This window comes from Methanobrevibacter sp. (assembly GCF_045646205.1).
In the GTDB taxonomy this organism is placed as follows: Archaea; Methanobacteriota; Methanobacteria; order Methanobacteriales; family Methanobacteriaceae; genus Methanocatella.
Genome location: NZ_JAZRKF010000062.1, coordinates 47,335 through 73,226, shown reverse-complemented (window position 1 = coordinate 73,226; position 25,892 = coordinate 47,335). Strand labels below are relative to the sequence as shown.

Below are 25,892 nucleotides of genomic sequence, written 5' to 3'. Positions count from 1 at the left end.
ATTAGTCACCTCCATGAGCAAGGCCAACCATCTCATCAATGGATGAATAACCTTTTTCTTTCATGAATGCTTCCAAATCATTGTTGATTTTGCCAAATACTTCAACGCCTTCGTCCATGATTGCAGTACCTATCTGGACAGCTCTTGCACCTGCAAAAATGAATTCAACAACGTCTTCAAAGGTATAAACACCACCGACACCAATGATAGGAACATCAACAGCTTCATAAACAGAATAAACATTACTGATAGCTATAGGCTTGATGGCCTTACCGCTCATTCCCCCAAACTTGTTAAATAATACAGGCCTTGCAAGATCAATATTGATTTTCATTCCCGGCCCCAAGGTATTAATTAGACTTAAGGCGTCAGCACCTGCATCCTCACAGGTTTTTGCAATTTCTGTAATGTCAGTTACATTTGGAGTGAGCTTAGCTATTACAGGAACTTCACTTGCATCTTTTGAAGCTGCAACTATAGTGTGGCTTAAATTACAGTCCTGACCGATTGAAGCTCCATAGCCTTCCATAGCGTGAGGACATGAAATATTCAGCTCGATCATATCCACCAAAGGATTAATCTCTTCAACCAAACTGCTGAATTCATCAGGAGTGGCACCGTAAATTGATGCGATTACAACATTATCGTCTCTGTCAATCTGTTTTAATTCCTCTTTAAAATTTTCAACACCAGGATTTGATAAACCGATAGCGTTAATTATTCCGCCATCAACACCGACAGTGGTGGGATTTTTATATCCTGGATGAGGATTTAAAGAAAAGGATTTACTAATAACACCTGCTGCACCGGATTTTAAAATCCAATTCATGGAAGAAGCAGTACTTCCCATGATTCCGGCAGCCAGCATTAAAGGATTTCTAAAATGAACTCCACAAACATCTGTTTTTAACATGATTTTCCACCAAATTTTTATTATAATTTAATATTTGTATTACAAATAATTTAAAACTAGTGGAAATTAAAAAAAGAAATGAAAATTATTTTTCATAATTTTCAAGCAATTGGCGATAATTGTCATTCTGGCGTTTTAAAGAAATGATTGAAGTCTTATGGGTTTTCATCATCTCTTCCTTTTCTTTTATTAACAGTTTAATCTGTTCATCCTGATTTTCAATGATTTTGTCTTTCTGATTAAGCAAACCTTCATAAGTTTTAGAAATCTTTCTAAGCTGAATCTCGAGATTTTCGGTATTGGAATTAATCTGGGCCTTATAGTCATCAATCAATGATCTGAGATACTTGACCTGGTCCTGCTTATCATCAATGATGTCTTCTTTTTCCTTAATCTTTTTATCCAGGTCATCGAGCTCTTTGATTTTAGCCTTTTCATTGCTTATTTCGTTATCCAATTTATCTTCAAGATTTTCCTTTTGATACTTTAATTTGGTTGAATATAATTTTAATTTGTTGATTTCTTCTTTTTTACTTTCAAGTTCCATGGTGAGCTCATCGATTTCACCATCTTTCAATTCTATTGTTTCTTTTAAATCTCTAAAACTTTGCTTTGACATCAATTGAAATATTTGATTTTAAATAATTAAAAACTTTTTGAAAGCCAAAATATATTAAAAATAAAAAGAAAATCTAAACACATGGAATGTTATGTTACTTACAGTGTTAAAGGATTTTACGCATTTAATGAAAACAATGAATTGATTGGGCAAAGATTATTTAAAGAAGATGAAATGCTTGAAAAACTTATTGAAATTGACAATAAAGAGATTCCTACAGAAGAAAGTGAACTGATAGAGGAATTGTTAAAGGATTATGATTCAGTAATTGTCGAATCCAACAAGCGTTCATCCGATTATGCTTCTGACAGGGTTAAAGTGAAAAACCCCAATCCTGCAGGAGAATATCTAAGAAGCCATTCTGATTTGGATGTTGATAATGAAATATACCAGAAACTGGCAATTTACAGGATGAAAAAGGCTCAGGCAGGAGACGATAAACATTTAATTCAGGCAATCAATTCCATAGATGAGATTGACGAGTCCATTTCCAAATTAATTGAAAGAATTCGTGAATGGTACGCACTGTACTTCCCAGAAATGGATTTAATCAAAAATAATGAGACTTACATCAAACTGATTTATGAAAATAAAACCAAAGAAGAAATCATTAACGCCAAAAGTGACGCATTTCCAGAGGACATGTTAGATATTGAAGATGATATCAACCCACAGGATTTGGATATCATGAACAATTACGCCAAATCAATTTATGAACTTCAGCAAACCAGAAAAAATATTATTGATTATATTGATGCGAAAATGGAATCCGTTGCACCTAATTTAAGACTGCTTGTAGGTGCATCACTCGGTGCAAAGTTAATATCCCACGCAGGAGGACTTAAAAGACTTGCAAGTTATCCTTCAAGCACCGTTCAGATAATGGGTGCTGAAAAGGCATTGTTCAGACACCTGAAAAGTGGAGATCGTCCTCCAAAATACGGATTAATATACCAGCATCCCCAGGTTCGTGGAGCTAAATGGTGGAATCGTGGAAAGATTGCCAGAATGCTTGCAGGAAGAATATCACTTGCCGCAAGAAAAGACGTTTTTACTCATGACTTTAACCCAGAAATATTTAATGAATTTACAGCTAAAGCTGAAGAAATAGAAAAAAATAATCCATTTCCAACAAAAACCACTAAAAAAAGAAAAGAAGAAAAACAGAAATCAAAAAAGAAGCATAAAAAAGGTAAAAAAAGAAGGAGGAAATGAAAATGGATGTTTTTTTAAAGGGCGATGAAGTTGCAACACGTAACTTGACACCAGGAATCAGCGTTTACGGCGAAGAGTTAATTGCAGAAGATGTCGAATACAGATTATGGAATCCAAGAAGGTCAAAATTATCAGCAGCCATTTTAAACGGACTGGAAAATTTAGACATCAAAAATGATGACAAGGTCTTATATCTTGGTGCATCTACCGGTACGACAGTTTCACATATTTCAGACATAGCTTATGACGGAAGAATATATGCAGTTGAATTTTCACCTGTAACTGCTAAAAAGTTAACCAGACTATCACGTCAAAGGCCTAATATTTATCCTATACTCGGCGATGCAACAAAACCTAAGGAGTATATGAATATAGTTGAAAAGGTTGACTTTTTATACTGCGATGTTGCTCAGCCTACACAGTCAGAATTATTTATGAAAAATATGAATTTATTCTCAAAGGACAATACTTTAGGAATGATAACAATTAAAGCCAGAAGTATTGACGTAGTACAAAAACCTAAAAAGATTTTCAAGCAAGAAGAGAAGAAATTCAAAGAGAAAGGTTTTAAAATTATTGAAAAAGTAAAACTGGAACCTTACGAAAAAGACCATATAGCTTTTTTAATAGAAAAAAATTTTTAATGAAAATAAGTGAATTTTCATAGCATATTTGAGAAAAAACTTCTTTAAAATTTTATTAAAAAATGTTAAAAAATACCCAAAAAAGTATTACTTCAATAGCTTTATATACCATAAAATTAAATATAATATATGCTAATGCAAATAAAATAAAAGTTCACTTTATAATCCTTTAGGTAAATTCACTCTACTAATCACTTCATTTAAATAAATCCTAAAGGATTGAACTTATTTTATCATATAACTCGTTTTTATGAATTTTAATTTTTAACCTAAAATAATGTCTTTTTATCAAAAAAGTATTACTCATTACTTATTTTTCCCAATATAAAAAACCGCATCAAAGCAATATTGACATTAACTTAGCAGAGAAAAAATTTTTGAAAAATCACCACCAATTACTTAAATACTATTTAAATAAAGAACATAGAAATAAGAAAATCAGTATTAAAAAATATCATCCAAAAAATAGGTGGAAAAAATCCTGCAATTTAATTGATTTTGTGACTAATTAAAATAGTACTTTAAAAAAATAAATTAAAAATATTGGATGCTAAATTAATTATTTAACATATACCAATGAACAAATAATAAAATACTTTGTGCTATCTACATGAAGTCTTCTCAGAAATCACATTCATAATAGTTTTAGCGATTTCATCCTTGCTTGCAAGAGGAACGGATAAAACATCATCATCGATAATAAGAACTTCATTTTTATCGGATCCGAAGTTACAGTTCTCGTTAGAAACGTCATTTGCAACCACAATATCAGTTCCTGCATTATCAATCTGTTTTCTAGCACAATAAATTATCTCATCACGAGATATATTGAATTCAGCCTTAAATCCGACAAGAAAAATGTCCGGATTGATCTTTTTAATCTGGCGAATAATCTTCATGGTAGGCTTTAAATTAATGGACAGTGAAGATTCAGAGTCAATCTTTTTATTTTTTGGCTTTGCAACCTCAAAATCAGAAACTGCAGCGGTTGAAATGAAAATATCAAAATCGTGGACCACTTCAAAAATAGCATCGGCCATCTCCTTGGATGTTTCAACAGGAATGACCTCAAAAAGAGGAGAGATTTCAACACTTACATTGGCAACAATCAATGTGACATCAGCCCCAAGAATATAGGCCTGCTTAGCAAGAGCCAAACCCATTTTTCCAGAGGATTTATTTGTAATTCCCCTTACAGAGTCAATTGGTTCAAAAGTTCCACCAAGACTTATTAAAACTTTTTTTCCACGAATAAAAATCACTTCTTAGCCAAATTAATGCATCTTAAAGATTCAAGAACAATATCCTCATTGGAAGGGAATTTTGCCTTACCCTCATCCATTACAGGAGGCATGAATGAAGCTGAACCCTCAGATTTAATCTTTTCAATGTTTTCTTCAATAGCCTTAAACATTGAATCATGCATGGACGGAACAAATAAAATCGGAGTGTCATGTCCATAGGCAGTTATTAATAAAGTAGAAATAGGATTATCAGCTATTTTATAAGCGAATTTGCTTATTGTATTTGCAGTGGCCGGAGCAACAAGAATCAAATCTTCCTGAGAATATCTGACATGCTCAATATTACCTGTTAATTCAGTGATAACCTCATTTCCTGTTGCAAATTCCATAGAGTTTGGATGGATGATTTTACAAGCGGCTTCGCTCATAAAACATTTTACTTCCATACCCTGTCTTTTAAATTCTCTTGCTAGTTTAATACATTGGCTGGCCGCTACACTGCCAGTAACACATAATATAATCATAAAATACCTCAAAAAAATAAAAAAATTAGTTAATTTTAATTTGTCCTATGATATAATCGGCAGCAGGCAAGTTTGCCTCATATTTATCTATAGGAGCACTGTACATTATAACATAAGCCTGATTGCCTCTTTCAAACCATAGCGCCTTATGCTGTTTGACAACACCGGTATTTGCACTTGAAGTGTAAATGTATTCCAAAGCTTTTTCATCGTTGATTGAAACCTCACCGGAAGACACTAAATCAAATGCACTGTCAGCCCGAATATTGGTGTAGGACTTATTGACAAAGGATTCAAAGTCTCCTGAGAATTCTTTCTTCTCAACATGAATGTTTACTTGACCGACCTCAAGATTATCAACAGCGCTTTCTTTAGAAATTGCAATTACAGAGTTATTTGAAGTTGCCTGAGACAATACCCAATTTGATGGATAATTAACTGTAACTCCACCTTTAGACATTGTTAACATAGTAACAGATTCATTGGAATTAGCGTTGCTACCGTTACTGCTTCCAGTATTGAAAGTAATATCGTTAACAACAATATAGCCGAAAACTGCTATGACAATTAAAAGTATTGCAACTCCAATTATTGTAAGTTTATTCATAAATTCACCATTAAATAAGAATTATAGTGAGGATTAGCCCACAGTTTGGACATTTCCTCCACCGCCTTGGGAGCCGCCGCCTTCAGAGCCTCCACCTTCGGAGCTACCTCCTCCTTCGGAACTGCCTCCTCCTTCAGAACTGCCTCCGGAATCAGGAATATAACCTGTATCTGAAGTAGTTTCTATTTGAACATCACTTGCATTGTATGATGTTGTAACATTAGAAGTAGTATTTACGTGAATATCGGCCACATCAGGAAATGCTGTGTCCGTGACAATAGCCGAAGCATTTGTATCTGAAAAAGATGCAAAATCAAAACTAAATACACCAAAACCAGCACCTACAGTAAACCCTATAGCCAAAATTAAAATAGCTAAAAGTTTAAAGGTACCTGAATCCATAGGGGTTTTTTCTTTAGTTTTTTTGTCCCCTTTCTTCGGATTAATAATATATTTTTGAACTAAATCTTCTTCTTCTTTTCTTTCATTTCTAACATGTTTTTGTTTTTTAGGAGAATTGGAAGGCTTACCTTGCATAGATCTAATTCTATTAGTAGCTTCCCTAGCATCTAAAGCATTTAATCTATCTTCATATTTTGAACGGAAATAAATATATTTTTCTCTAGATATTTTTCCATGAGCATAATCAGACTCTAAACTTGCCATAATTTCTAGAAGTTTATCCTTATCATTAGACATACTAACCCTCCCTAAATTTAGTTAACATTAATAATTATATTAAAACATTAATTTATAGTTTACTTAAATTCGGGATAGGAACCTAGGACTTTAAAAAAATAGGTATTATCATCAATGTCCATTATAATTTTTTTAATTACATCCTCTTTATAATGGCCATAGAAATCTACGAAAAACAGGTATTTGCCCAAACCCTGCTTGGATGGTCTTGATTCGATTTTAGTTAAGTTAATATGGTATTTCTGAAAGATTCCGAGTATATTATATAGGGAACCAGGGCGATCTTCATATATTGAAAAGATTATTGATGTCTTATCGTTGCCGGTAGGTTCAGTTTCCTCTTTTGACAATACTACAAAGCGGGTTGCATTATTGTCAACGTCCTGAATGTTACTTTCAAGGATTTCCAGATCATATAATTCTGCGCTTTTAATATGGCCGATAGCCGCCTTTGACTTGTCACCGACAATGCTTTTTGCTGCGCTGGCCGTGCTTACTGCATAATGAGGCTGAACATCATGTTTTCGGATGAAATTCTGACACTGGGAAATTGCCTGCTGATGTGAATATACATCCTTAATATCTTCCATTTGAGAACCTGGATTGACGATAAGATTCTGATTAATGGAAATTACAATCTCACCAACGACATTTAAATCAAATTCATGGGCAAGACAGTCAAGAGTAATTCCTACAGGACCTTCAATAGAGTTTTCAATCGGGACAATTCCTTTCATGCATTGTCCGGAGTCAATACTTTCCATGACTGCAGGAATGGTACAGAAAGGAACCAGATCATCTCCCAATAATGATGCGGCTTCATGAGAAAATGTCCCCATAGGACCTAAAAAAGAAATCAGTTCATCCATTGAATCACCTTTAAAAAAAAAGTTTAGAAAGTATAGCTAAAATAGCTACACTATGCTTCTAATTTTGAAATTAATCTTAAGATATCAGTTTGAGTTATTATACCAATAACATTATCATTTTCTACAACAGGTAACCCATTATAACCGGTTTTCATCATGATTTTAGAAACCTCACAAATAGGAGTGTCTTTTGAGACAACACAAGGGTTTGTAGACATGATATCTTCAATTAATACTTCTTTGATTTGAGATTTTTGATATTTTTCCGGAACATTTTTCCTAAAGTCAATGAAAGCTCTCATTAAATCTTTAGAAGTAATCATTCCAACTAATTCTTCATCATCCATGACAGGAAGTCTTCCGACTTTATTGTCTATGCTGACTCTTCTTGCATGAACTAATCTTTCGGATGGTGAAACAGAAATGATGTCTTTAGTCATTATTTCTTTAGTACATATTTTTTCATATTCCCCATCAATTGCTAAAGTTACAAAATCAGCTTTTGAAACAATACCTACCATTTTATCATCTTCCATGACAGGCACGGATCCAATTCCGTTTTCAAGCATGATATTAGCTACTTCTGCTAAACGCATGGATTGTGGAACTGAAATGATGTCTTTTACCATTACGGATGAAACATGAAGCCTTGAAGCAGGCATGCTTTCATATTTTGAAGAACCTAGCTTTTTAGCAATATCTCTTTCAGAAATAATACCTACTAATTCTTTATTGTTAAGAACTGGTAGACGAGAAATTCTATTTTTTCTAAGTAACTTTAATGCATCGCTAAGATTTTGGTCTTTGTCGATTGTGATTAAAGATGTAGACATTAAATTTTTAATTTGCATTGGTCTACCTCCATTTTTTTATAATTTTTTAACAGCTCTTAAAATATCTCTTTCAGTGATAATACCGACTACAGTATCATCTTTAATTACTGGTACACCACCAATATTGCTTATTTTAAATAATTCGCAGATTTCACCAATGGTGTCTTCCGGTTCAACGACAATTGCGTCTTCAACCATAATATCAGATAATTTTGTTTTTTCTAAAATTTCACTAGCTGCATTTGAATTTAAGTTATCGAAAAATTCTTTTGCATTAAAGAAGCGGATAAGGTCAGTTGAAGTTACAATACCTAATAATTTTTTAGCTGCTTTGGAAATGTCAGCTTCTCCTCCAACGATAGGAATTCTTCTTAATCCGTTTCTAACCATGATTTTACATGCACTTTCAACAGGAGTACCTGGGGTGGTATTAAAGACTTTTGTAGTCATATAATCTTGTGCAGTTCTATCATCAATTCCTTCTGCACGGGTTAATGCGATATCTCTTTCGGTTACGATTCCGACGAGTTTATCATCGCCGTCAACAAGAGGAAGAGCTCCAATTTGATTTGAGAGCATAGTTTCGACAACATCATTAACGGAAGCTTTTTCAGATAAGCAAATGACGTCACGAGACATGATTTCACGTACAGGTTCATTGATAGCTGCTAAAAAGTTGTCTTGATATTTTTTCTCAATAATGTTGAATTTATTTCCTCCACCAAAGAAATCTAAAATATCCATTACGGTTACAATACCCAATACTTTTCCAGAACCTGGATCAGTGATTGGTAATCTTCTAAATTGGTGTTCCATCATAACTTTCGCAGTATCTTTAATACTTTTACTTGGGGGAATTGATATAACATCTTTAGATGCTATTTTCATTATATTTTCGTTCATTTATTCACCTCAAAATTATAATTATCGCCTAAACAGAATCATTTTACTCAATATTCAAAATCTTATGAATTTGAGGAATGGTGGATACTTCAAAATACTCTCCAACAATCTCGGAAAATTCAAATAAAGAATCAGAAAGATTTTTCCATTCATTTAAAGGACTGGAAGGTTGAATAATAACTTGAAGATTATTTTTATAAATTATCTCTTTATCAATTTTTTTAATTACCTCTTCAAATGATTCAATTTTTAAGCTTGGCAAAATAACTACTTTACAATATACATTTATAGATTTTTCTATTAATAAATTTAGTGATTTAATTTCATTTAAAAAAATATCTTCTTTATAATCGCCATTAAATTGTTCTTTTAGCTTAATATCAAGCGAAACAATATCTAAATTATCAATTAAATCAATATTATCCGGCAGAGTCCCATTAGTCTCAAGCATAATATTAAGGTCGGTAAGCTTGGAAACTTCGTTAATAAATTCTGGGTATAACGATGGCTCACCACCGGTAAAAGATATAGTATGACAGTCAGGGGTTAAAATACTTTCGATTTTTTCAACAACTTCAGCAGGTGTCATAAGTGTTCCCTGATTTTTGGAAATACTATTTTTAGTGTCACAGTAAGCGCAATTTAAATTGCAGCCTGCAAATCTAACAAAAATTTGTCTCTGACCGATTAAAACTCCTTCTCCCTGAAAAGAAGAAAATATTTCAATTATTGGTGCTTTCATATTTATTCCACAAATTCCTTTTTAAACTGGGCACCCTGACCGATTCCTTCATTAACACAAACTGAAATATATTCCAAATTATCATATGTTTCTGACAATTTGCGGGCCAATGTTTCTGCAAAAAATTTAGATAACTCTTCTGCAGAAGTATATGGGAGAGGCAAGAATACACAATCTTCAGAAGGAATTGAATAACCTTTACCGTCAACCTTGAAAAAGACGGTTTTTTCCTTTTTCAAATCAAAAATTGAATTAGACTCCTTGTCAAAATCCTTAAATTCGATTAAAGTATTGTAAACAGGAATTAAAAGCCTGTGATCCAGTTCATCACATAAAGCCTTAGTATATTTTTTAACGTCTTTAAAGTCAACGACAAATTCAAAATTCCCTGCTCTTTCACCTTCGATTTCCACATCAACAAAATATGAGTGGCCATGTATGAATCCGCATGATTCGTGGCCCGGAATAATGTGGGCAGATGAAAATCTCAAATTGGATTGTATACCGTTTACCAGAATTTTCATAATAACACCTTTGTTTTGCTAATATCTTTTTCAATTGTTTCCAGCTCATCAATATAGCGATTAACAACTTCAAAAATCAGGTCTTTTAAGTTCTCTTCATTAAAGACCTTTCCATCATCAATATCATATAAACCGATAGTTTCAACGTCATCGGGAGTTCCCTTATCTTCCAGATTAAGTGCAAAGTGAATTTTTGCAGAACTTAAAGAAACACTGGCAATTGAAATGCTGAGTTTTCTTCCGTCAACGAAAATGTCATCACCTTCACGGGTCGTTTTAACTCCCTTTTCAGTTAAAATTTCTCTAAAAATCATTACAAGAAGCCTTTGGCGAAGATATGCAATCCTCATGTTGGTTGGCTGCTGGTCAAAGAATTCACAAATGAAATTCACCATATAATTGGACTTAATTTCCAAACCAACATCAGCAAAATCCTTTAAGTTGTCAGGAGTGATATTTACAGGCCCAATCCAAGTGATTATGGAAGAACCGTAAATTCCAAACTCTTGAAAAGCCCATGAAGGATTAATCTGGCTTCCATCATATTCAAAAATTTCTTCAATATGTTTATGAGTAATGTTCATATTAAAACCTATAATGTAATTTGCAAAAATGCATATTTTTTCATTTAAAAATCAATATTAAAATTGACAATAATAATTTGTAATCAATGTTATTTAAAAATTAATATAACATAAAATTTAATTTAATAGTTTAATTGAACTTCCCCGTCCTTTTGAGGACGGGGATTCGCAACCCAAAAAATTATATTTTGGAATTTTACTGCCCCGCCGCCCCGGCGAGTTCTAAACCTCTTCTGAGGATATTAATACTGGAGTTGACATCCCTATCATGATGTGTATTGCAATATGGGCAGTCCCATTCACGTATTCCTAAGTTTTCCTGTCCTTTTATTTTTTTATTCTGTTTTTTGCATTTGCTGCAGATTTGGGTGGATGGGAAGTTTTTAGGTACTTTGATGAATTCGATGTCGTTCCAGTCACATTTGTATTCTATTTGGTCCATGAAGGTACGTGGCGCATTTAGTTGTATGCCTCGGCTTAAATATTTATTGTGTTTCCATGCAATGATATTTTCGTTTTGAACTGCTATAAAACAGCTGTTTTTTACAATATCTGCTGTTTGTTTGTTATAATAGTCATTGCGTTTGTTTATTAGTTTTTTATACCATTTGTTGTATTGTTTTTGTGCTTTTTTGTATCTTATGGACTTTGGGTTGTGGTGGCTCATTATTTTTTGATAGTGGATGATTTTTTCTGTTTCCTCTGTTAGATTAAGATTGGGTATCTCTTTTTCGTTGGAGAGAACGGCTAGTTTGCTGCATCCGATGTCTATTCCGATTTGTTGGCGTGGACCGATTATTCTATCTGGTGTGTGTATGCATTCGATGTTGAAAACGGCATAGTATTTGGTATTTTCTTTTTTGATTGTTACATGTTTTATTTTTGCTGTGGAATCATTGGTGTTGCTGGCTTTTCGTAGTAATTCTCGATATTCTTTGCTGGTTTTGAATTTTATTAATCCTAGTTTAGCCAGTTTGATTTGTTCGAATCCATACCTGTTTTTTTGAATTCTTACGTTGTTATTATTGTTTATTATTCTGAAATTATCTTTTACATTTCTTTTGTGTTTAAATACAGGATAATTGGATTTTAAATTAGGATTATAATATCTTTTGAATGCTTGTATGAGATTTCTTTGTGACTGTTGGCGACTACTTGATTCTGCTTTTTCTAAAAAAGAATTTTCCGCACGTAACATCTTTAAAAGCATATTACAAGAAGAATCATTAACAATAACCTTATCCCCATAACCATGTTGCACCAATAATGATTTAAAATAATTTATTAAAGCCAATTCATGATTATAGATAAAACGGTGAATACCTATATTGGACTCAATTTTGTTAATACTAACAATATTTTCGCCTTTATCATTCTTATCCGCTTTTGAAGGATAAATCCTAACTTTAATATTCTTATTAACAACTTTCATTTAATTATAACCACCATTTATTAATAAAACCCAAATAAAATATGTATTAACTACAATTATATAATATAAACGACATACATATATAAAGAAATACCGAGAGAGCATTTGATGACTATTGTGCAAACATATAAATTATAAAAAAAATCAAAAAAAATAGTATACTGAATGAAAAATTCAATACAAATACCATGAAAAAATAGCCTATTTTAGAAAATCAACAAGGAAAATTAGCAAAAATAAAAGTACCCCCAACAATGTGATTCATCCCCAACTCTGAGAAGTTGAGGTATTCTCGCTAAATTATGATAAATTAAGATTAAAGGAGTTATATTTATGCAAGTAAGAACAAGAGATTTTATTTACACGACTGATGGAATGTATTTCGCATCAACAAATTATATCCATCCTGAAGATAGATACATCTCATTTTTAAGATATATACCTGATGAAAATGGAGACCGTGAAAAAGACGGTATTAGATATAGAAAAGTAGGTTCTGAGGAAGCTTATTCATATTTACGTGAAAATTATCCGGATTATTTATACTTCTGTGACGTAACTAATGTTGAAATGATGGGAGTGCCGCTGGACAAGGTTGAAAGAGTCATAAAGCCTGAAAACAGATTACTAGGCCTTAAAAAGACCTTTGAATCCGGTGGTGAAGTCAAAAATCCAGAAATCATTTCCAAATTAATGGACGTTTGTGACTTTTTCCATTACATTGCAGGCATTGACTATGAAGATATGGGTATTTCAGGATCAATTTTACCTGGACTTCAAAAAGATGACGTTTCCGATTTGGATTATGTTATTTATGGTCTTGATAATCACAGAAAAGCTATTGAAGCATTTAAAAAACATAGGAACGAAGAAGTCTACATTGAAGAGGTTGACAAGCATATTACCCTTAATGGAATTACAGACGATTACTGGGACTTTGTTTACAATAAAAGAATGAGCGATTCAAGCCTTACTCCTGAAGAATTCAGATGGTATGAAAACAGAAAGGCAAATCGTGGAACAATAAACGGTACATTATTCGATATTTTAGCAACCAAAGGCTATGAGGAAATTGAAGGCAGCTGGGGAGATACCAGATATGAACCTCAGGGAATAGCCAAGATAGAATGTGATATCGTTAGTGCTCTTGGAGCCTTTGACAATCCGTCATTATACACAGTAGAAAACGTTGAAATTCTTGACGGGGTTGAAAAAGACATTGTTGAAGTCGTATCATTTACACACACCTACGCAGGTGAAGTGGTTGATGGAGAACATGTCATTGCCAAGGGTAAAGTTGAAAAGGTAATAAGCGAAGGAAAAGACGATTATTACAGACTTGTTGTTGGAACCACACGTGAAGCAATAGATGAATATCTTAAGCTAAAAATTTCCCCAGCATGAAAATATTGCCTTAAGAGATAAAAATTCACATAAAACGATATTATTCACCAAACATCACCACAATTACTTATTTTATAAAAATTGAAGGCATTTAAAACCTCTATTTATTTATACTAGGACAAACAATGTATTATTACAAAAATAAAGAGGTTAAAATATGATAAGCATTTCTTCAATAAGATCACACATGTATTGTCCAATGAAATTATATCTGCAGACCCATGTGGATACAGCAGAAAGCAAAGATATAGAATTGAATATTGAATTAAAAAAGATTAAAATAGATACACAGGATTTGGTACAGAAAAATATGCGTAAACTAAAAAAAGACATGAGTCTGACAGAAATTGAAGACACATTATCAGAAAACATTGCAAATTATCTTGAAAGTACATTTTCTTCAATCCAGAATATGAATTTAGGCCTAACAACAGAGCAGATTATTGAAATAAACAACGAAACATACTTCAATATTAAAAATTATGCAATAAAAGCCAAACAGGCAATGGAACTTTTAGGAAGAAACGGATTTGCAATCGTAGATATGTTCTTTCCAAACTGCATGTACTCATATCACCTGAAAGACATGAAATTAGAAGTAACCGGATTGTGCGACAAGATTGAAATCGTTGACGGGAAATATTTTCCGATATCAATTAAACATTCAACTCCCCCTCTTAAAGGCGTTTGGGACCAGGACGCAATAGACCTTGCGGCAAATGCTGTATTGATTGAAGAGGAATTTGAAACAGAAGTCTTTGTAGGTTTTGTCGATTATACCAAAATTAACGAAAGGCGACCGGTAGTGATGGACGTTAATATCAGAAAAGCGTTATTTGATATAATTAACGAAGTAAAGGAAATTGAATACAATAAAAAAGTACCGACAGTAAAAATAAACGATAGAAAATGTGGAAATTGCGAATATAAAAATATATGTTTAAAAGAATAGGGATTAACCCCTAATTCTTTTTAATCATAGAATTTACCAAGGAATTCCTTCATTCTTTCATTATCTGAAGAGAATACTTCTTCAGGAGTTCCTTCTTCAATAATATATCCATCATCCATGAAAATAATTTTATCAGCAACATTACGTGCAAAGGTCATCTCGTGAGTAACGATTACCATAGTCATATTCTCAGCAGCCAGATTTCTGATAACAACAAGAATTTCACTTGTTAATTCAGGATCCAAAGCTGAAGTAGGTTCATCGAAAAATAATATGTCCGGATTCATTGCAAGAGCACGGGCAATTGAAACCCTTTGCTGTTGACCGCCAGATAATTCGTGAGGATAAGCATCCTCCTTATCTTCCAGACCCATTTTCTTAAGCAAATCACGAGTTGTTTTTAAAACTTCATTCTTATCTCTTTTCTGAACTTTAATTGGAGCATTTGTAATATTTTTTAAAACATTATGATGTGGGAATAAATTAAAATCCTGAAATACCAGACCGAAGGTACCGTCAAAATTTATTTCACCACTATCCTCATGGTCTAATTTAGTAATGCAACGAAGTAATGTAGATTTACCTGAACCTGAAGGTCCGATTATACATAATACTTCACCTTTCTCAACATTAAGGGAAATATCTTTAAGTACAACATTGTCATCAAAACTTTTTTTAAGATTCTTAACTTCTAATAAACTCATAATAATCCCCTTAACTTAAATAATTGAAACGGTTTTCAAGACGTGCCATTACAAATGCAACAATTATATTGAATATGTAATAGAATATACCTGCAACCAATAGCGCCGCAATTGAAGCGTCTGCAGCTGCAATCTGTTTAGCTACAGTAAACATTTCCGGAACAGCAATAACGAATGATAATGAAGTATCTTTTACAAGCGTAATGACCTCATTAGTCACTGATGGAAGAATAATTCTAAATACTTGAGGCAATATGATTGTGAAAAATGTCTGAATTTTACCATAACCCAATACCTGGGCAGCCTCATACTGGCCTTTAGGAATAGCTTCGATTCCTCCACGATAGATTTCAGCAAAATAAGCTGCATAATTCATAGTAAATGCAATGATGACAGCAATGAATCTATAATCCGGTGAAAGAGTCATTCCAAAAATATAGTAAGGACCAAAGAACACGACAATTAACTGTAACATTAACGGCGTACCCCTCATAATGGAAATGTAAATTTTCATTAGCCATCTAAGAGGAGCAAAACTGCTCATTCTTCCAAATGAAATTAGTAATCCTAACGGAAGTGAAAATAATAAAGTAAGTAAGAATATTTCGATGGAGGTAATCATACCCTCCATCAAAAGACTTACCATAGATTCTAACATCATATGATATTCTACCTCAATTCAAATCTATTTTTGAATAAGAGAACCTGGAACACCATAAGTTGTATAGTTTTCTGCTATTTTAGCAACAGTACCATCTTTAAACATTTCATCTAAAGTTTTTTGTACTTGGTCTTTTAAGTCAGTGTTACCTTTTTTAAATCCAATACCATATTGTTCAGATGAAATAGAATCATTTAAGATTTTTAAAGAACCGGTATCGTTACCACTGTTGACTTGGTATTGTGCTACACCGATATCCAATGCTACAGCATCACAAGCACCGGATTTTAAATCCATGATTCCAGTATTATAATCTGCGACTTCCACTAATTTAGCAAAAGTATCTGCAAGAGTTTTGTTGTCTCCTTTAAGAGCAGCTAAAGCAGATGAATCTTTTTGTGTTTCTACAGTTTTACCTTTTAAATCAGCAAGTGAATTAATGCCTGAATCCGCTTTTACAACAACAACCTGTTTGTTATCAATGTAAGGTTCAGACCAGGTGTAATCGTTTTCTCTACCATTTATAGTAAATCCGTTCCAAATACAGTCAATAGTTCCGGAATTTAATTCAGCGTCTTTTGCATCCCAGTCAATTGGTTGTTTTACTAAAGTCCAATTGTTTCTGTTACAAACTTCTTGAGCTAAATCTAAATCAAAACCTTGATATCCCCCTTTTCCATCTGAGAACCCGTAAGGTGGGAACTCAGCATCAAAACCAACAATTAAATTAGAATCATTATTGGTTACTTTTGCGGTACTATTTCCACCGCCTAAGAAGTCAAAAAGACCTGCACTAGCAGTACCCATGACTAAAAAGGCGATTAAAACCAAAGCCAAAATAAAACCTATTTTTTTATTCATTTTAAAAACACCAATATAATATTATATCTAGAATAGAATATTTCTAATCTATACAATAATTTTTATATTTTTATATATTTAATTGTATTAGATTTGAATTTGGTAATATGGGAGTTAATAATTTTAGGTGAAAATTTATTAAAAAAAGAAGATTAATATTTGATGTTGTCGCCTAAACGGGAAATATCAAATACAGCAGTATCAGCAATGGACATTACTGCTAAAACTCCGGCCTGAACCGGATCAGTTACAATCAAATCAGCATATTTTGTTACACTTCCAGGCATGTTTAAAGAAATTACAATTAAATTATTCTCTTTTTGAACCTTTTTAACAGATTTTGTAATTTCTCCGCCCATTAAAGATCCTGCAAGAACCAAAGCGCTTACACGAGGTAATCTTGAAATGGCTTCAACAGCCTCAGCAATATTACGTTCTCCCACTAAAGGAATAGTATCTATACTTATACGCTCACCACGTATGTTATGCCTGTCAGCTTCAGTTATAGCACCCATTGCAACCTGAGATACCTGAGCACCGCCACCGACAATAATAATACGTTTTCCATAAATGTCCAATTGGGAACCGTGAAGTTCAACTGACTTGACTTCAGGAATCTTATTCAAATCCTCAATCAATGCATCAATGTCATCCACATGTTCAAGTTCCAGATTGATGGAACCCATATTATTTTTTTCAACATAAAGATGAGTATAGCTAATATTAGCACCATAATTACTAATCACGGCAGTAATATCATCTAAAACTCCCTTTTCTTCATAAGATACAATTGTAATACTATAATCATTCATTTTGTGGCCTTATTTTATCTAATTCTGCATGGGCTTTTTTCCACATGCGCAAATAATTATCCTCACGAGCAACCGGAATAACATCAAGACCCAAATCACGATGTTCACTAATCCATTCCTCATGAAAGACCGGTATTTCAACCTTTATTGGTTCAGAGGTTTTATTTACTACTATGAGATTCCTATACGGAAAATCCCATTCTACAATATAGCCTCCAAGACTTACCATGTGATATGGTCTCATAACAAATTTCAAAATAATCACCTCTTATAATAATCCAAGCACTATAGCCAATATTCCAAGCAATGTAGCTCCGAGAATAGACGGTAAAAGCTGCCTATTTGTAAATACCGGAGTGAATGCTGAAAAGATTCCCATCATCAATACAAATACCAAAACAACAACTACATTTAGCAATATTGATGGAGACAATATTGTTGCCGGAACTCCAATAAAGAGTACTGAGAACAATACTCCAAGAGTGAACATTAAAAATCCTCTTGTAATAAATACTATTGACCTGTATTTGGATGCATACTCCATGTATGGTCCTTCAATAACGTCACATTTAGCCTTAATTATTGAAAACGGATATTCATTTAAAACAATCATATAACCGATGAAAAATACAACAGCTGCGATTCCACCGGATACTGTAAATAAGAATGGTCCGTTCGCCTGCTGATATAAAACAATATCTTGAAGAAAAATACTTCTTGCTGCAGTTACAGGTGCAAACAATGCCAAATACAATGGGAATGAACCGTAAGTAATCATTCTTAAAGATCTTTTTGCACTGATATCCTCAATAAATGAAAGTGTAGTTTTCGGGTGTGCCGCACCTTTTACTCTGTCCGGGAAAGGCATTCTAACAGACATGATTGATTTGGACAGGGACCCCATTAATACATAACAGATTTCTTCAACTTTCAAAAGACCGACAATTGCAACCAAACTTGCAAGAGCAGGAATAGCAAATGCGTAAGGAGTAAGGGCAATTAACATTGACAATACTACCAAAAAGCATATTACAGGCAATGCTTTGTACAATCCTGGCACCGGAGAAGAAGGTTTGATATTCTCTTTAAATAAAAACTTGATTGGTGCCATTATTCCAGGACTTGTTACCGGAGGCCCAATTCTTTGCTGAATTCTAGCATGAACATATTTTCGCTCAATTCCAGGCAATAACGTAGATATTATAAAACAAACAACTACAGTTATTATAACCGCTAAAATTGAATTAATTGCAGTAGTTTCAAACATGATTCTATCTCCTAATTATTTCTATTGCCCTGTCAGTACATGTAAAACAAGGGTCACACTGTACAATACACAATTGCGCATCTGTAACATGATCTCCGATACAGGCATATTGCATTGCACCAATATTTGCCATTGACGGAGTCCTTATAATACAATGTCTGATTCTTCCGGTTTCCAGTGCGTATGAATGATAAAGAGTTCCTCTTGGAACTTCAATATAACTTTCAATAAGTCCAGTGTCAAACATTTCCCAATCCCTGTTAACTATTTTACCTTCAGGAATATTTGCAACAGCTTGACGGATAATTTTTATTGCTTCAAATGATTCGAAAACTCTCATTAATAAGTTTGACTTAACGTCTCCGTCAGGCTGGGTAACAACATTGAAATCAAAATCATCATATTCAAACATGGTTGTTCTTAAATCTCTTGCAACGCCTGTTGCTCTTAGGGAAGGTCCTGTAACGGCTAGTTTGATAGCCTGTTTTGCAGGTAAAACCCCAACGCCAGTGACTCTTGAAACCAAAATTGAATCTGCCAGGAATCTTTCTGCAAATCCAGTCAGACCTTCTTCAATCTTATCCATATCGTTTTTTAATCTCAATAATTTGGCTTCGTCCAAATCACATCTTGGCCTTACTCCACCGATGATAGGACAACCGTACTGAACCCTATTTCCCCCAATCATTGCGAGAAGTTCCATTACTATTTCTCTTAAGTAAAATACCCTCATTGAAAAGGTTTCGTGAGCTACAGTTTCACAGCCGTGAGCTAAATAAAGGAAATGTGAGTGTAATCTTTCAAGTTCACCCATTATAACCCTAATATAACGGGCTCTTTCAGGTATTTCAATGTCAAGGCCGATTTCTGCAGTTCTGCATGAATTCCAAACATGTGAATTGGAACAAATACCGCAAATCTTTTCTGTTAATGCATTTGCTTTTTCAACCGGCAGACCTTCCATAATTCTTTCAATACCCCTATGATTAACACCAATTGTTATTTCAGCTTCCTGAACAACTTCATCTTCAACAAAAAGCCTTACTCTATAAGGTTCCAATGCAGCAGGGTGAACTGTACCCATTGGAATTTCTGTTTCGATAATATTACTTCTTGGTACTTTTTCCTCCATTCAATCACCTAATCCGCATCTAATAATGTTGGTAATAAGGTTACCACTCCAGCTAAAACATCTTGAGGTCTTACTGCACAGCCAGGAACTTTAGCTGCAACAGGTATGATGTTTTCAACCGGCCCTTCAATTTCTTCAGATGGAATATCTCCATGAATATTCTTGTATACTCCACCCATCAATGCACAGCTTCCAGCAGCAACAACCAGTTTAGGTTCAGGGATAGCTTCATAAATAGCTTCCAAAGGTTTTCTATTTAAATGTGTGACCGGTCCTGTTACCACCAATACATCGGCTTCACGAGGATTCCAGGTTAAGAAAACTTTATATTGCTCAGCATCAAATCTTGGGGACAATATTGAATTTACAATCTCAATATCGCAACCATTACATCCGCCGGTATAAACCAGCATGACATGAATTGCTCTTGCTCTTGAAAAAGATTTAATACTCATTTATTCACCATCCTCACTATGTTTTAATACAGTTTTATCTGAAAGATATGCAGAAATTACTTTAAGTTTATCTTCAGATATTTTAAACGGTTGTTCTATTAATTCATTAACATTAACTTCTTGATCTCCAACTGAATTTGGATGAACTGCTCCTTTTTGTCCGTAAAGTGAATATATCGGACAAAAATCATGACAGTGATAGCAAACAACACATTTTTCAAGATTAATTTCAGGTACTTGATTTTTAACCCAATTTTCAGTAATTTTAACTGGAGATGCCAGATTTTTCATTTCTATAGCATTTGTTGGACAAACATTAGCGCAACCTGCACAGCCTATGCATGCAGATTCGTCAACTCTATCCTCCACTTCAACAGATAATGTGGAAATTTGTCTTCTCATTTCCATATCAGTTACTCTATCTGCTGCGAAAAAGATTCTTTTAAAGTTAGTAAACGCTCCTTCCAAAGCTACTCTTAGCATACTTTTCATTTAAATACCCTCTATTGAATCTTTAAAATTTCTCTCGAAGATAAATGCGTTTGCAGGACAGCTGTTTTTACATGCGCCGCAATATGTACATTTCTCTTCATTAACTATAAATTCACCATTAATTTCATCAATTGCTTCATATGGACAGACCTTATGACATAAACCACAATGCATACACAGTTTTTGGTCAATTAAGTTGAAACCACCAGAGATTTCAGCCTTATACATTGTAGATTTAGGAATCGCATTGACAGGACAGTGAACTGCACAGTTTTCACACAATATACATTTTTCCAAGTCCACTGAAATTGTACCTCTATTCAAGGTAATTGCATCTTCCTGACATTCTTCACAGCATATTCCACATGATATACAGTCATCTGAAACACTTCCGTCCCAGCTGGCCACTTTATATTGTCTTGCATGAGTTACATCACAGACTTGAACACACTTTCCACAGCTTACGCAGAATCCTGAAAGTGCAGGAAGCTCTACCTCATCAAACTCATCATAAATAAACATTTCATCGTCTTCATGCAATATTTTAATAGGACAATGACTTATAGCCACATCATGAGTTGAATCAACGTCTTTGGTTGGGTCATATCTCAATCTGTTGTCATCCTTGATGAGTGATCCGTTTTCACATAAATCAGCACATAATCCGCAGTTAAGACAGGATATGATATGGCCTGTAGGCTCCTGATTAATCTTATTCACGACAAGTTTAAAGTCATCCATTGATATTGCATTGTGAGGACAAGCCTTCATACAGTTCAGACAAAGTGTACAGCTTGTCTTATCAATCATCTGGAGTTTATTCATTGAGCCGTTCGGACAAACGTCATAACAGATTTTACATCCTCTACAGATTCCGTCATCCCTGTCCTGAACAACTTCAATAGCTCCCGCAGGACAGTACTCGGAACATCTTCCGCAGAAGACACATTTATCAATATCTGTTCCGAAGTATCCTCTAGTTACTTCCTTAACTTTTTCCTCCCTCAAAGGAAGATTGTCATAATTCGGAATCAATATGTTCATTGATTCAATGAATGTGATTTGCTTATCACGGGTAAAATCTGCACCGTCGACTCTGGACGGACATGCATCACTGCAGACACCACATCTGGAACATAATCCGTAAACAATTCCATCTTCAATATGAATATTGTTTGTAGGACAGTTATACATACAGACTCCACAGCCGTTACATTTTGCTCTGTCTATAACGTATCCTCCATAATTATTAATGAAAATTGCATCATTTGGACAATTCTGATAACAGATTCCGCAAGTAAGGCAGCTGAAAGCTTTTCCATTAATCAAACGGATTGCTTTTGTAGGACATTGTTTAATACATTCTCCTTTTCCATCACATGTATTAGTAGATAAAAACATTTTAACACCCCTTAGCTACTCCTTGCTACTATAAATTTTGACAACAAAATACCGATTAAAGCGGAGGCAAATCCTGTGGATAATGGGAAATAATCATAAAATGGGAATTCCCCCAATTGCCATGCCATTATTAATCCTGCTATTATAATAATCACATAAGAGGAAGCTTTAAATGATGTATCACTGATATTGCCTGTCTTAATCTGAGATCCTATAATCAAACCTAGGATAAATCCGAATAAAATTGGTCCTATAGATATCATTTTAATCAACATCCTCCTCAATAAACTTTTTAAATCCGGCAAATGCAATTACAATAGCACTTAATCCTACGAATACTTTTAAACCAACGAATATGTTTAAGTAAGGAATAATACCAGCATTAGTAACATCAGGATAATGGAATATGGTCTGAATTGATGCCGGAACAAGATTAAATATGTCAGCTCCAACGTTATAGAGGAAGAATCCTCCTGCAAAAAGACCGACTAAACCTAAAACGATGTAACCTAATGCACCGATTGATTCGAATACTTCAATATAAGCATGTGAAAATTCTATTGGAGAATTACCCAATCCGTAAACAAGAATTGATAATATAACACCGGAAGCAATCATGGCTCCGCCCTGGAAACCTCCTCCCGGAGTAATGTGTCCTCCAAGAATTGTCATTATACCTAAACAGATTAAAACAATTGAAATTGGTAAAGCTATTAATTTAAGAATTTGGCTCATAGTTTACCCTCCAATCTTCCTTTACCGAATACAAGTAAAACTACAAGTCCTGCAGTTAACAGTATAATTGATTCACCTAAAGTATCATAACCTCTGAAATCGAAAATAACAACGGTTACCATGTTTGGTGCAATTTGAGTTCCCAGCGCATTATAGATATTGCTTACACCAGGAGTAATTATTTTACTTAAATGGAAAACTGCATCAAATAAAGTAACAGATAATATTGCAGTTATAACAGCGGCAAATATGCTTCTGACATTAGACAAGAGTACCACCCCAATATAAGAATATTACAATTAATCCTAACACGACAACTGCATAGAATAACATTTTTTCTAAAGAATCCTCCTGTTCTATTTTGAATTTAGGAATGAGAGGAATATTATTTATCAATACAATAGCTAGAATTAATGTTACCAATCCGGCAAGTAAAAGACTAACATGCCTGAGCAATAAGGAAGCGACCACTATTGAAACTATTATAAATATTTCAGCCGTGATACTGCCTGAAACGTCAGCATTAGTTACAGGACCTGGTGAAAATAATTCTTTAAATTTCTTAACTATATTAAAGATTTGATCGTAAAGCCTCATAGTAACAAGCCTCCTACGTAATTGGAAATTCCACCGGTTACCATATCTGGGAATAAACCTAATGCAATAATTACAATTAATAAAACTGCCATTGCAAATACCATTGCTCTTGGAACCTCTTTATCAACAACTTCTAAATCGTGTGGTTTTGGACTTAAAAACATAGAGTAGAATGTTTTTACAAATACTACAAAGGTTGCTATACTAACCATTATAGTTAAAATGGACAATTCGGGATAACCACAACTTAAAGAAGCCTGAACGAGCATTAATTTGGATTGGAAACCGCTTAATGGAGGTACACCTGCCATAGCCAAACCGCCGATTAAAAGCATGATTCCGACTTTCGGATGATATGCTAAAAGACCTCCCAATTTACGGGTGTCTACCTCATTGGTTGCATGTACAATAGCTCCAAATCCTATGAATAACAATGCAGTAATGACAATTTCATTTAAAGCCTGGAAAAGACCTGCAGTGATTGCGTATTGGGTTCCAAGACCTATACCCAATCCGATGAAACCAAGTTCCCCAACAGCTAAAAATCCGATCATACGTCTGAAATCTGTCTGGGTTAAAGCCATTGATACACCTAAAATCATGGCAACAACTGAAAAGAGCACTATAAGGACTTCAAATATAGGTAATGTTGAATATATTCTAAACATTATCAATACGATTGAAATCATTGAAATAACTGTAAATGACTGGAGAAGTGCTGCTCCATGAGGTTCTGCCTTACTGTAGATTCCTGATTTGATAGTGTGGAACGGAGGTAAACCTGATGCGTATAACCATCCGAAGAATATTAAACCAAGTGACAACATGAACACTGGAGAAGTCACATCCAGAAGTCCGCCACGAATGATTGACACTAAATCAGTAACGTTTACTGTACCTGTCATAGCCAATAGGAATCCAATTCCTAAAAGCATTATCGGACTTCCGATTGATCCTAAAATCATATATTTTAAAGCCATTTCATAACTGTAATCTATTGAGGAAGCCGCTACAATACCGACTTGGGCAAGTGCCAATATTTCAAAGAACACAAACATATGGAAAATATCGTCAGTCAATATCAATGCTGTAACAGCAGCAGTACCCATGAATAACAGGAACAGATATGATCCGGAAGCCTTTTTATACTTGGTTAAGTAAATAAAGACAACTAGGAAAGTCAAAAGACCAATCATTGCTATAAATATCTGCTGCATGAAATCAAATGAATATGTGATTGCCGGATGATAAAGGATATTTGTAACGTTATCCATCATCGGCTGATAACCGCCGAAGTAATGCAATCCGTAATTTGAAAGCAGAGGAATTATCGGCAGACAAATACCAACAACCAATGCTAAACATTTAATAACTTTATTAAACTTTGAAAAAGCACTTAAAAGCAAAGCTGCCATCATAGGAACAATAACCATTAATGGGATTAATTCATTCATCGTATTCCTCCTGTTTTGATGTGTCAGCCAACATTACACGAGTACTTAATGTACCGTACTTTCTATAAAGGACCATTACCAAAGCAAGCATAACGGCCAAGGTAGATGCTCCGATAACTATACTGGTAAGTACCAAACCATAAGGAAGCGGATATGACGCATTTGATGCAAACCAAGTCGTATTCATATTTGGCATTAAAATCGGAACGATACCACCAGCTTTATAACCAATTCCTACAATGAACAAATTGGCACCCTCTTCAATAAAGCTGATACCTATGATTTTTTTAATAATGTTATCTACAAAGATTGCGGCATAAAGACCTATTACAACTAAAGCAATAGACGTAAACAGTATAGCAAGTTGAGTTTCAGCCATCATGCATCACCCCTTTGTGTTTTTTTAACTGCCAAAGCAATAAATACCGGTACAATAGCTGCACCAACAATAGCCTGAGTCAATGCAACATCCGGAGCAAGCAATACCTGGAACAGCACTGCAAGAGCTCCTCCGGAAAATCCGGTTAAAATTGCCGCTTTCAATAAATCTTTTTGAATAAGAGCAAGAATAGCACTTACAATAGTTATTATCATTAATATAAATTCTATCATC

Annotated in this window: 34 protein-coding genes; 4 read left to right on the top strand and 30 right to left on the bottom strand. The window is 34.0% G+C overall.

The window, feature by feature from the left end; translation table 11 throughout:
- Window position 1 precedes the first annotated feature (1 nt).
- Window positions 2-913, bottom strand: a complete 912-nt coding sequence (locus tag ACKI44_RS10835; protein ID WP_407424269.1) for a dihydroorotate dehydrogenase — start codon at window positions 911-913, stop codon at window positions 2-4.
- Between the two features lie 85 nt (window positions 914-998).
- Window positions 999-1,532: a glycosyl transferase gene (locus tag ACKI44_RS10830; protein WP_407424267.1), complete on the bottom strand. Its 534-nt coding sequence runs from the start codon at window positions 1,530-1,532 to the stop codon at window positions 999-1,001.
- A gap of 81 nt (window positions 1,533-1,613) precedes the next feature.
- Here ACKI44_RS10830 and ACKI44_RS10825 point away from each other — a divergent pair, with 81 nt between their 5' ends.
- Window positions 1,614-2,747 (top strand): NOP5/NOP56 family protein, encoded by a 1,134-nt coding sequence (locus ACKI44_RS10825; protein ID WP_407424265.1) that lies wholly within the window; start codon window positions 1,614-1,616, stop codon window positions 2,745-2,747.
- A gap of 2 nt (window positions 2,748-2,749) precedes the next feature.
- The gene (locus tag ACKI44_RS10820) at window positions 2,750-3,391 is read left to right on the top strand and encodes a fibrillarin-like rRNA/tRNA 2'-O-methyltransferase (RefSeq protein ID WP_407424263.1); all 642 of its coding nucleotides are present in this window, start codon (window positions 2,750-2,752) and stop codon (window positions 3,389-3,391) included.
- 602 nt (window positions 3,392-3,993) lie between these two features.
- Here ACKI44_RS10820 and ACKI44_RS10815 read toward each other — a convergent pair.
- The 11 genes from ACKI44_RS10815 to ACKI44_RS10765 form a co-directional block, all read right to left on the bottom strand.
- Complete coding sequence (locus ACKI44_RS10815) at window positions 3,994-4,653, bottom strand: phosphopantothenoylcysteine decarboxylase (RefSeq protein WP_407424260.1); 660 nt, start codon at window positions 4,651-4,653, stop codon at window positions 3,994-3,996.
- Entirely contained in the window at window positions 4,650-5,159 is a 510-nt protein-coding gene (locus tag ACKI44_RS10810) for a flavoprotein (protein WP_407424258.1), read from the bottom strand. The genes ACKI44_RS10815 and ACKI44_RS10810 overlap by 4 nt, the downstream gene beginning before the upstream one ends.
- Window positions 5,160-5,184: 25 nt before the next feature.
- Entirely contained in the window at window positions 5,185-5,766 is a 582-nt protein-coding gene (locus ACKI44_RS10805) for a PsbP-related protein (RefSeq protein WP_407424256.1), read from the bottom strand.
- A gap of 33 nt (window positions 5,767-5,799) precedes the next feature.
- Window positions 5,800-6,465, bottom strand: a complete 666-nt coding sequence (locus ACKI44_RS10800) for an endoglucanase (protein ID WP_407424254.1) — start codon at window positions 6,463-6,465, stop codon at window positions 5,800-5,802.
- Window positions 6,466-6,524: 59 nt separating this feature from the next.
- Complete coding sequence (pheA, locus tag ACKI44_RS10795; protein ID WP_407424252.1) at window positions 6,525-7,334, bottom strand: prephenate dehydratase; 810 nt, start codon at window positions 7,332-7,334, stop codon at window positions 6,525-6,527.
- Between the two features lie 50 nt (window positions 7,335-7,384).
- Window positions 7,385-8,185, bottom strand: coding sequence for a CBS domain-containing protein (locus tag ACKI44_RS10790; RefSeq protein WP_407424250.1), 801 nt, complete (start codon window positions 8,183-8,185; stop codon window positions 7,385-7,387).
- Window positions 8,186-8,203: 18 nt separating this feature from the next.
- Entirely contained in the window at window positions 8,204-9,070 is an 867-nt protein-coding gene (locus tag ACKI44_RS10785; RefSeq protein WP_407424248.1) for a CBS domain-containing protein, read from the bottom strand.
- A 43-nt stretch (window positions 9,071-9,113) separates the two neighbouring features.
- Window positions 9,114-9,812, bottom strand: a complete 699-nt coding sequence (locus ACKI44_RS10780) for a 7-carboxy-7-deazaguanine synthase QueE (protein ID WP_407424246.1) — start codon at window positions 9,810-9,812, stop codon at window positions 9,114-9,116.
- 2 nt (window positions 9,813-9,814) lie between these two features.
- Entirely contained in the window at window positions 9,815-10,336 is a 522-nt protein-coding gene (locus ACKI44_RS10775) for a 6-carboxytetrahydropterin synthase (RefSeq protein WP_407424244.1), read from the bottom strand.
- The gene (locus ACKI44_RS10770) at window positions 10,333-10,920 is read right to left on the bottom strand and encodes a DUF366 family protein (protein ID WP_407424242.1); all 588 of its coding nucleotides are present in this window, start codon (window positions 10,918-10,920) and stop codon (window positions 10,333-10,335) included. The genes ACKI44_RS10775 and ACKI44_RS10770 overlap by 4 nt, the downstream gene beginning before the upstream one ends.
- A 196-nt stretch (window positions 10,921-11,116) precedes the next feature.
- Window positions 11,117-12,352 (bottom strand): RNA-guided endonuclease InsQ/TnpB family protein, encoded by a 1,236-nt coding sequence (locus tag ACKI44_RS10765; RefSeq protein WP_407424240.1) that lies wholly within the window; start codon window positions 12,350-12,352, stop codon window positions 11,117-11,119.
- 333 nt (window positions 12,353-12,685) lie between these two features.
- Between ACKI44_RS10765 and ACKI44_RS10760 the strand changes: the two genes are divergently transcribed.
- Both ACKI44_RS10760 and ACKI44_RS10755 read left to right on the top strand, forming a co-directional pair.
- Window positions 12,686-13,756 carry a DNA polymerase subunit beta gene (locus ACKI44_RS10760; protein ID WP_407424238.1) on the top strand — a complete coding sequence of 357 codons (1,071 nt, stop codon included), beginning with the start codon at window positions 12,686-12,688 and terminating at the stop codon, window positions 13,754-13,756.
- Between the two features lie 157 nt (window positions 13,757-13,913).
- The gene (locus tag ACKI44_RS10755; RefSeq protein WP_407424236.1) at window positions 13,914-14,708 is read left to right on the top strand and encodes a Dna2/Cas4 domain-containing protein; all 795 of its coding nucleotides are present in this window, start codon (window positions 13,914-13,916) and stop codon (window positions 14,706-14,708) included.
- A gap of 20 nt (window positions 14,709-14,728) precedes the next feature.
- Here ACKI44_RS10755 and ACKI44_RS10750 read toward each other — a convergent pair whose 3' ends face one another.
- From ACKI44_RS10750 to ACKI44_RS10670, 17 genes are all read right to left on the bottom strand, one after another.
- Window positions 14,729-15,412 (bottom strand): amino acid ABC transporter ATP-binding protein, encoded by a 684-nt coding sequence (locus tag ACKI44_RS10750; protein ID WP_407424234.1) that lies wholly within the window; start codon window positions 15,410-15,412, stop codon window positions 14,729-14,731.
- A gap of 10 nt (window positions 15,413-15,422) precedes the next feature.
- Window positions 15,423-16,073, bottom strand: coding sequence for an amino acid ABC transporter permease (locus ACKI44_RS10745; protein ID WP_407424232.1), 651 nt, complete (start codon window positions 16,071-16,073; stop codon window positions 15,423-15,425).
- Between the two features lie 24 nt (window positions 16,074-16,097).
- Window positions 16,098-16,934 (bottom strand): amino acid ABC transporter substrate-binding protein, encoded by an 837-nt coding sequence (locus ACKI44_RS10740; protein ID WP_407424230.1) that lies wholly within the window; start codon window positions 16,932-16,934, stop codon window positions 16,098-16,100.
- A 152-nt stretch (window positions 16,935-17,086) separates the two neighbouring features.
- Window positions 17,087-17,746, bottom strand: a complete 660-nt coding sequence (locus tag ACKI44_RS10735; protein WP_407424228.1) for a DUF5612 domain-containing protein — start codon at window positions 17,744-17,746, stop codon at window positions 17,087-17,089.
- Entirely contained in the window at window positions 17,739-18,002 is a 264-nt protein-coding gene (locus tag ACKI44_RS10730; protein ID WP_407424226.1) for an energy-converting hydrogenase B subunit P, read from the bottom strand. Before ACKI44_RS10730 ends, ACKI44_RS10735 begins: the two co-directional genes overlap by 8 nt.
- A gap of 12 nt (window positions 18,003-18,014) precedes the next feature.
- Window positions 18,015-19,013 (bottom strand): respiratory chain complex I subunit 1 family protein, encoded by a 999-nt coding sequence (locus ACKI44_RS10725; protein WP_407424224.1) that lies wholly within the window; start codon window positions 19,011-19,013, stop codon window positions 18,015-18,017.
- Window positions 19,014-19,017: 4 nt separating this feature from the next.
- A complete protein-coding gene (locus tag ACKI44_RS10720) occupies window positions 19,018-20,145 on the bottom strand; it encodes a nickel-dependent hydrogenase large subunit (RefSeq protein WP_407424222.1) in 1,128 nt (375 codons plus the stop codon).
- An 8-nt stretch (window positions 20,146-20,153) separates the two neighbouring features.
- A complete protein-coding gene (locus ACKI44_RS10715; RefSeq protein ID WP_407424220.1) occupies window positions 20,154-20,600 on the bottom strand; it encodes an NADH-quinone oxidoreductase subunit B family protein in 447 nt (148 codons plus the stop codon).
- Window positions 20,601-21,092 (bottom strand): 4Fe-4S binding protein, encoded by a 492-nt coding sequence (locus tag ACKI44_RS10710; protein ID WP_407424218.1) that lies wholly within the window; start codon window positions 21,090-21,092, stop codon window positions 20,601-20,603.
- Window positions 21,093-22,493: a 4Fe-4S binding protein gene (locus ACKI44_RS10705; protein ID WP_407424216.1), complete on the bottom strand. Its 1,401-nt coding sequence runs from the start codon at window positions 22,491-22,493 to the stop codon at window positions 21,093-21,095.
- Window positions 22,494-22,504: 11 nt separating this feature from the next.
- Window positions 22,505-22,756 carry an energy-converting hydrogenase B subunit J gene (locus ACKI44_RS10700; protein WP_407424214.1) on the bottom strand — a complete coding sequence of 84 codons (252 nt, stop codon included), beginning with the start codon at window positions 22,754-22,756 and terminating at the stop codon, window positions 22,505-22,507.
- Window position 22,757: 1 nt separating this feature from the next.
- On the bottom strand, window positions 22,758-23,228 hold the full coding sequence (locus ACKI44_RS10695) for an MnhB domain-containing protein (protein ID WP_407424212.1): 471 nt from the start codon (window positions 23,226-23,228) through the stop codon (window positions 22,758-22,760).
- The gene (mbhE, locus tag ACKI44_RS10690) at window positions 23,225-23,497 is read right to left on the bottom strand and encodes a hydrogen gas-evolving membrane-bound hydrogenase subunit E (protein WP_407424210.1); all 273 of its coding nucleotides are present in this window, start codon (window positions 23,495-23,497) and stop codon (window positions 23,225-23,227) included. The genes ACKI44_RS10695 and mbhE overlap by 4 nt, the downstream gene beginning before the upstream one ends.
- Window positions 23,490-23,825 (bottom strand): hydrogenase, encoded by a 336-nt coding sequence (locus ACKI44_RS10685; protein WP_407424208.1) that lies wholly within the window; start codon window positions 23,823-23,825, stop codon window positions 23,490-23,492. Before ACKI44_RS10685 ends, mbhE begins: the two co-directional genes overlap by 8 nt.
- Window positions 23,822-25,279 carry an energy conserving hydrogenase EhbF gene (ehbF, locus tag ACKI44_RS10680; RefSeq protein WP_407424206.1) on the bottom strand — a complete coding sequence of 486 codons (1,458 nt, stop codon included), beginning with the start codon at window positions 25,277-25,279 and terminating at the stop codon, window positions 23,822-23,824. The genes ACKI44_RS10685 and ehbF overlap by 4 nt, the downstream gene beginning before the upstream one ends.
- Window positions 25,272-25,658: a cation:proton antiporter subunit C gene (locus ACKI44_RS10675; RefSeq protein ID WP_407424204.1), complete on the bottom strand. Its 387-nt coding sequence runs from the start codon at window positions 25,656-25,658 to the stop codon at window positions 25,272-25,274. Before ACKI44_RS10675 ends, ehbF begins: the two co-directional genes overlap by 8 nt.
- A complete protein-coding gene (locus ACKI44_RS10670) occupies window positions 25,658-25,891 on the bottom strand; it encodes a DUF4040 domain-containing protein (RefSeq protein ID WP_303737159.1) in 234 nt (77 codons plus the stop codon). The genes ACKI44_RS10675 and ACKI44_RS10670 overlap by 1 nt, the downstream gene beginning before the upstream one ends.
- Window position 25,892: the final 1 nt, after the last annotated feature.

Excerpts from the sequence above, each read along its gene's own strand:
- ACKI44_RS10835 (WP_407424269.1), bottom strand. The coding sequence starts at position 913 with ATGTTAAAAACAGATGTTTGTGGAGTTCATTTTAGAAATCCTTTAATG.
- ACKI44_RS10830 (WP_407424267.1), bottom strand. The coding sequence starts at position 1,532 with ATGTCAAAGCAAAGTTTTAGAGATTTAAAAGAAACAATAGAATTGAAA.
- ACKI44_RS10825 (WP_407424265.1), top strand. The coding sequence starts at position 1,614 with ATGGAATGTTATGTTACTTACAGTGTTAAAGGATTTTACGCATTTAAT.
- ACKI44_RS10820 (WP_407424263.1), top strand. The coding sequence starts at position 2,750 with ATGGATGTTTTTTTAAAGGGCGATGAAGTTGCAACACGTAACTTGACA.
- ACKI44_RS10810 (WP_407424258.1), bottom strand. The coding sequence starts at position 5,159 with ATGATTATATTATGTGTTACTGGCAGTGTAGCGGCCAGCCAATGTATT.
- ACKI44_RS10805 (WP_407424256.1), bottom strand. The coding sequence starts at position 5,766 with ATGAATAAACTTACAATAATTGGAGTTGCAATACTTTTAATTGTCATA.
- ACKI44_RS10800 (WP_407424254.1), bottom strand. The coding sequence starts at position 6,465 with ATGTCTAATGATAAGGATAAACTTCTAGAAATTATGGCAAGTTTAGAG.
- pheA (WP_407424252.1), bottom strand. The coding sequence starts at position 7,334 with ATGGATGAACTGATTTCTTTTTTAGGTCCTATGGGGACATTTTCTCAT.
- ACKI44_RS10790 (WP_407424250.1), bottom strand. The coding sequence starts at position 8,185 with ATGCAAATTAAAAATTTAATGTCTACATCTTTAATCACAATCGACAAA.
- ACKI44_RS10785 (WP_407424248.1), bottom strand. The coding sequence starts at position 9,070 with ATGAACGAAAATATAATGAAAATAGCATCTAAAGATGTTATATCAATT.
- ACKI44_RS10780 (WP_407424246.1), bottom strand. The coding sequence starts at position 9,812 with ATGAAAGCACCAATAATTGAAATATTTTCTTCTTTTCAGGGAGAAGGA.
- ACKI44_RS10775 (WP_407424244.1), bottom strand. The coding sequence starts at position 10,336 with ATGAAAATTCTGGTAAACGGTATACAATCCAATTTGAGATTTTCATCT.
- ACKI44_RS10770 (WP_407424242.1), bottom strand. The coding sequence starts at position 10,920 with ATGAACATTACTCATAAACATATTGAAGAAATTTTTGAATATGATGGA.
- ACKI44_RS10765 (WP_407424240.1), bottom strand. The coding sequence starts at position 12,352 with ATGAAAGTTGTTAATAAGAATATTAAAGTTAGGATTTATCCTTCAAAA.
- ACKI44_RS10760 (WP_407424238.1), top strand. The coding sequence starts at position 12,686 with ATGCAAGTAAGAACAAGAGATTTTATTTACACGACTGATGGAATGTAT.
- ACKI44_RS10755 (WP_407424236.1), top strand. The coding sequence starts at position 13,914 with ATGATAAGCATTTCTTCAATAAGATCACACATGTATTGTCCAATGAAA.
- ACKI44_RS10750 (WP_407424234.1), bottom strand. The coding sequence starts at position 15,412 with ATGAGTTTATTAGAAGTTAAGAATCTTAAAAAAAGTTTTGATGACAAT.
- ACKI44_RS10745 (WP_407424232.1), bottom strand. The coding sequence starts at position 16,073 with ATGATGTTAGAATCTATGGTAAGTCTTTTGATGGAGGGTATGATTACC.
- ACKI44_RS10740 (WP_407424230.1), bottom strand. The coding sequence starts at position 16,934 with ATGAATAAAAAAATAGGTTTTATTTTGGCTTTGGTTTTAATCGCCTTT.
- ACKI44_RS10735 (WP_407424228.1), bottom strand. The coding sequence starts at position 17,746 with ATGAATGATTATAGTATTACAATTGTATCTTATGAAGAAAAGGGAGTT.
- ACKI44_RS10725 (WP_407424224.1), bottom strand. The coding sequence starts at position 19,013 with ATGTTTGAAACTACTGCAATTAATTCAATTTTAGCGGTTATAATAACT.
- ACKI44_RS10720 (WP_407424222.1), bottom strand. The coding sequence starts at position 20,145 with ATGGAGGAAAAAGTACCAAGAAGTAATATTATCGAAACAGAAATTCCA.
- ACKI44_RS10715 (WP_407424220.1), bottom strand. The coding sequence starts at position 20,600 with ATGAGTATTAAATCTTTTTCAAGAGCAAGAGCAATTCATGTCATGCTG.
- ACKI44_RS10710 (WP_407424218.1), bottom strand. The coding sequence starts at position 21,092 with ATGAAAAGTATGCTAAGAGTAGCTTTGGAAGGAGCGTTTACTAACTTT.
- ACKI44_RS10705 (WP_407424216.1), bottom strand. The coding sequence starts at position 22,493 with ATGTTTTTATCTACTAATACATGTGATGGAAAAGGAGAATGTATTAAA.
- ACKI44_RS10700 (WP_407424214.1), bottom strand. The coding sequence starts at position 22,756 with ATGATATCTATAGGACCAATTTTATTCGGATTTATCCTAGGTTTGATT.
- ACKI44_RS10695 (WP_407424212.1), bottom strand. The coding sequence starts at position 23,228 with ATGAGCCAAATTCTTAAATTAATAGCTTTACCAATTTCAATTGTTTTA.
- ACKI44_RS10685 (WP_407424208.1), bottom strand. The coding sequence starts at position 23,825 with ATGAGGCTTTACGATCAAATCTTTAATATAGTTAAGAAATTTAAAGAA.
- ehbF (WP_407424206.1), bottom strand. The coding sequence starts at position 25,279 with ATGAATGAATTAATCCCATTAATGGTTATTGTTCCTATGATGGCAGCT.
- ACKI44_RS10675 (WP_407424204.1), bottom strand. The coding sequence starts at position 25,658 with ATGGCTGAAACTCAACTTGCTATACTGTTTACGTCTATTGCTTTAGTT.
- ACKI44_RS10670 (WP_303737159.1), bottom strand. The coding sequence starts at position 25,891 with ATGATAGAATTTATATTAATGATAATAACTATTGTAAGTGCTATTCTT.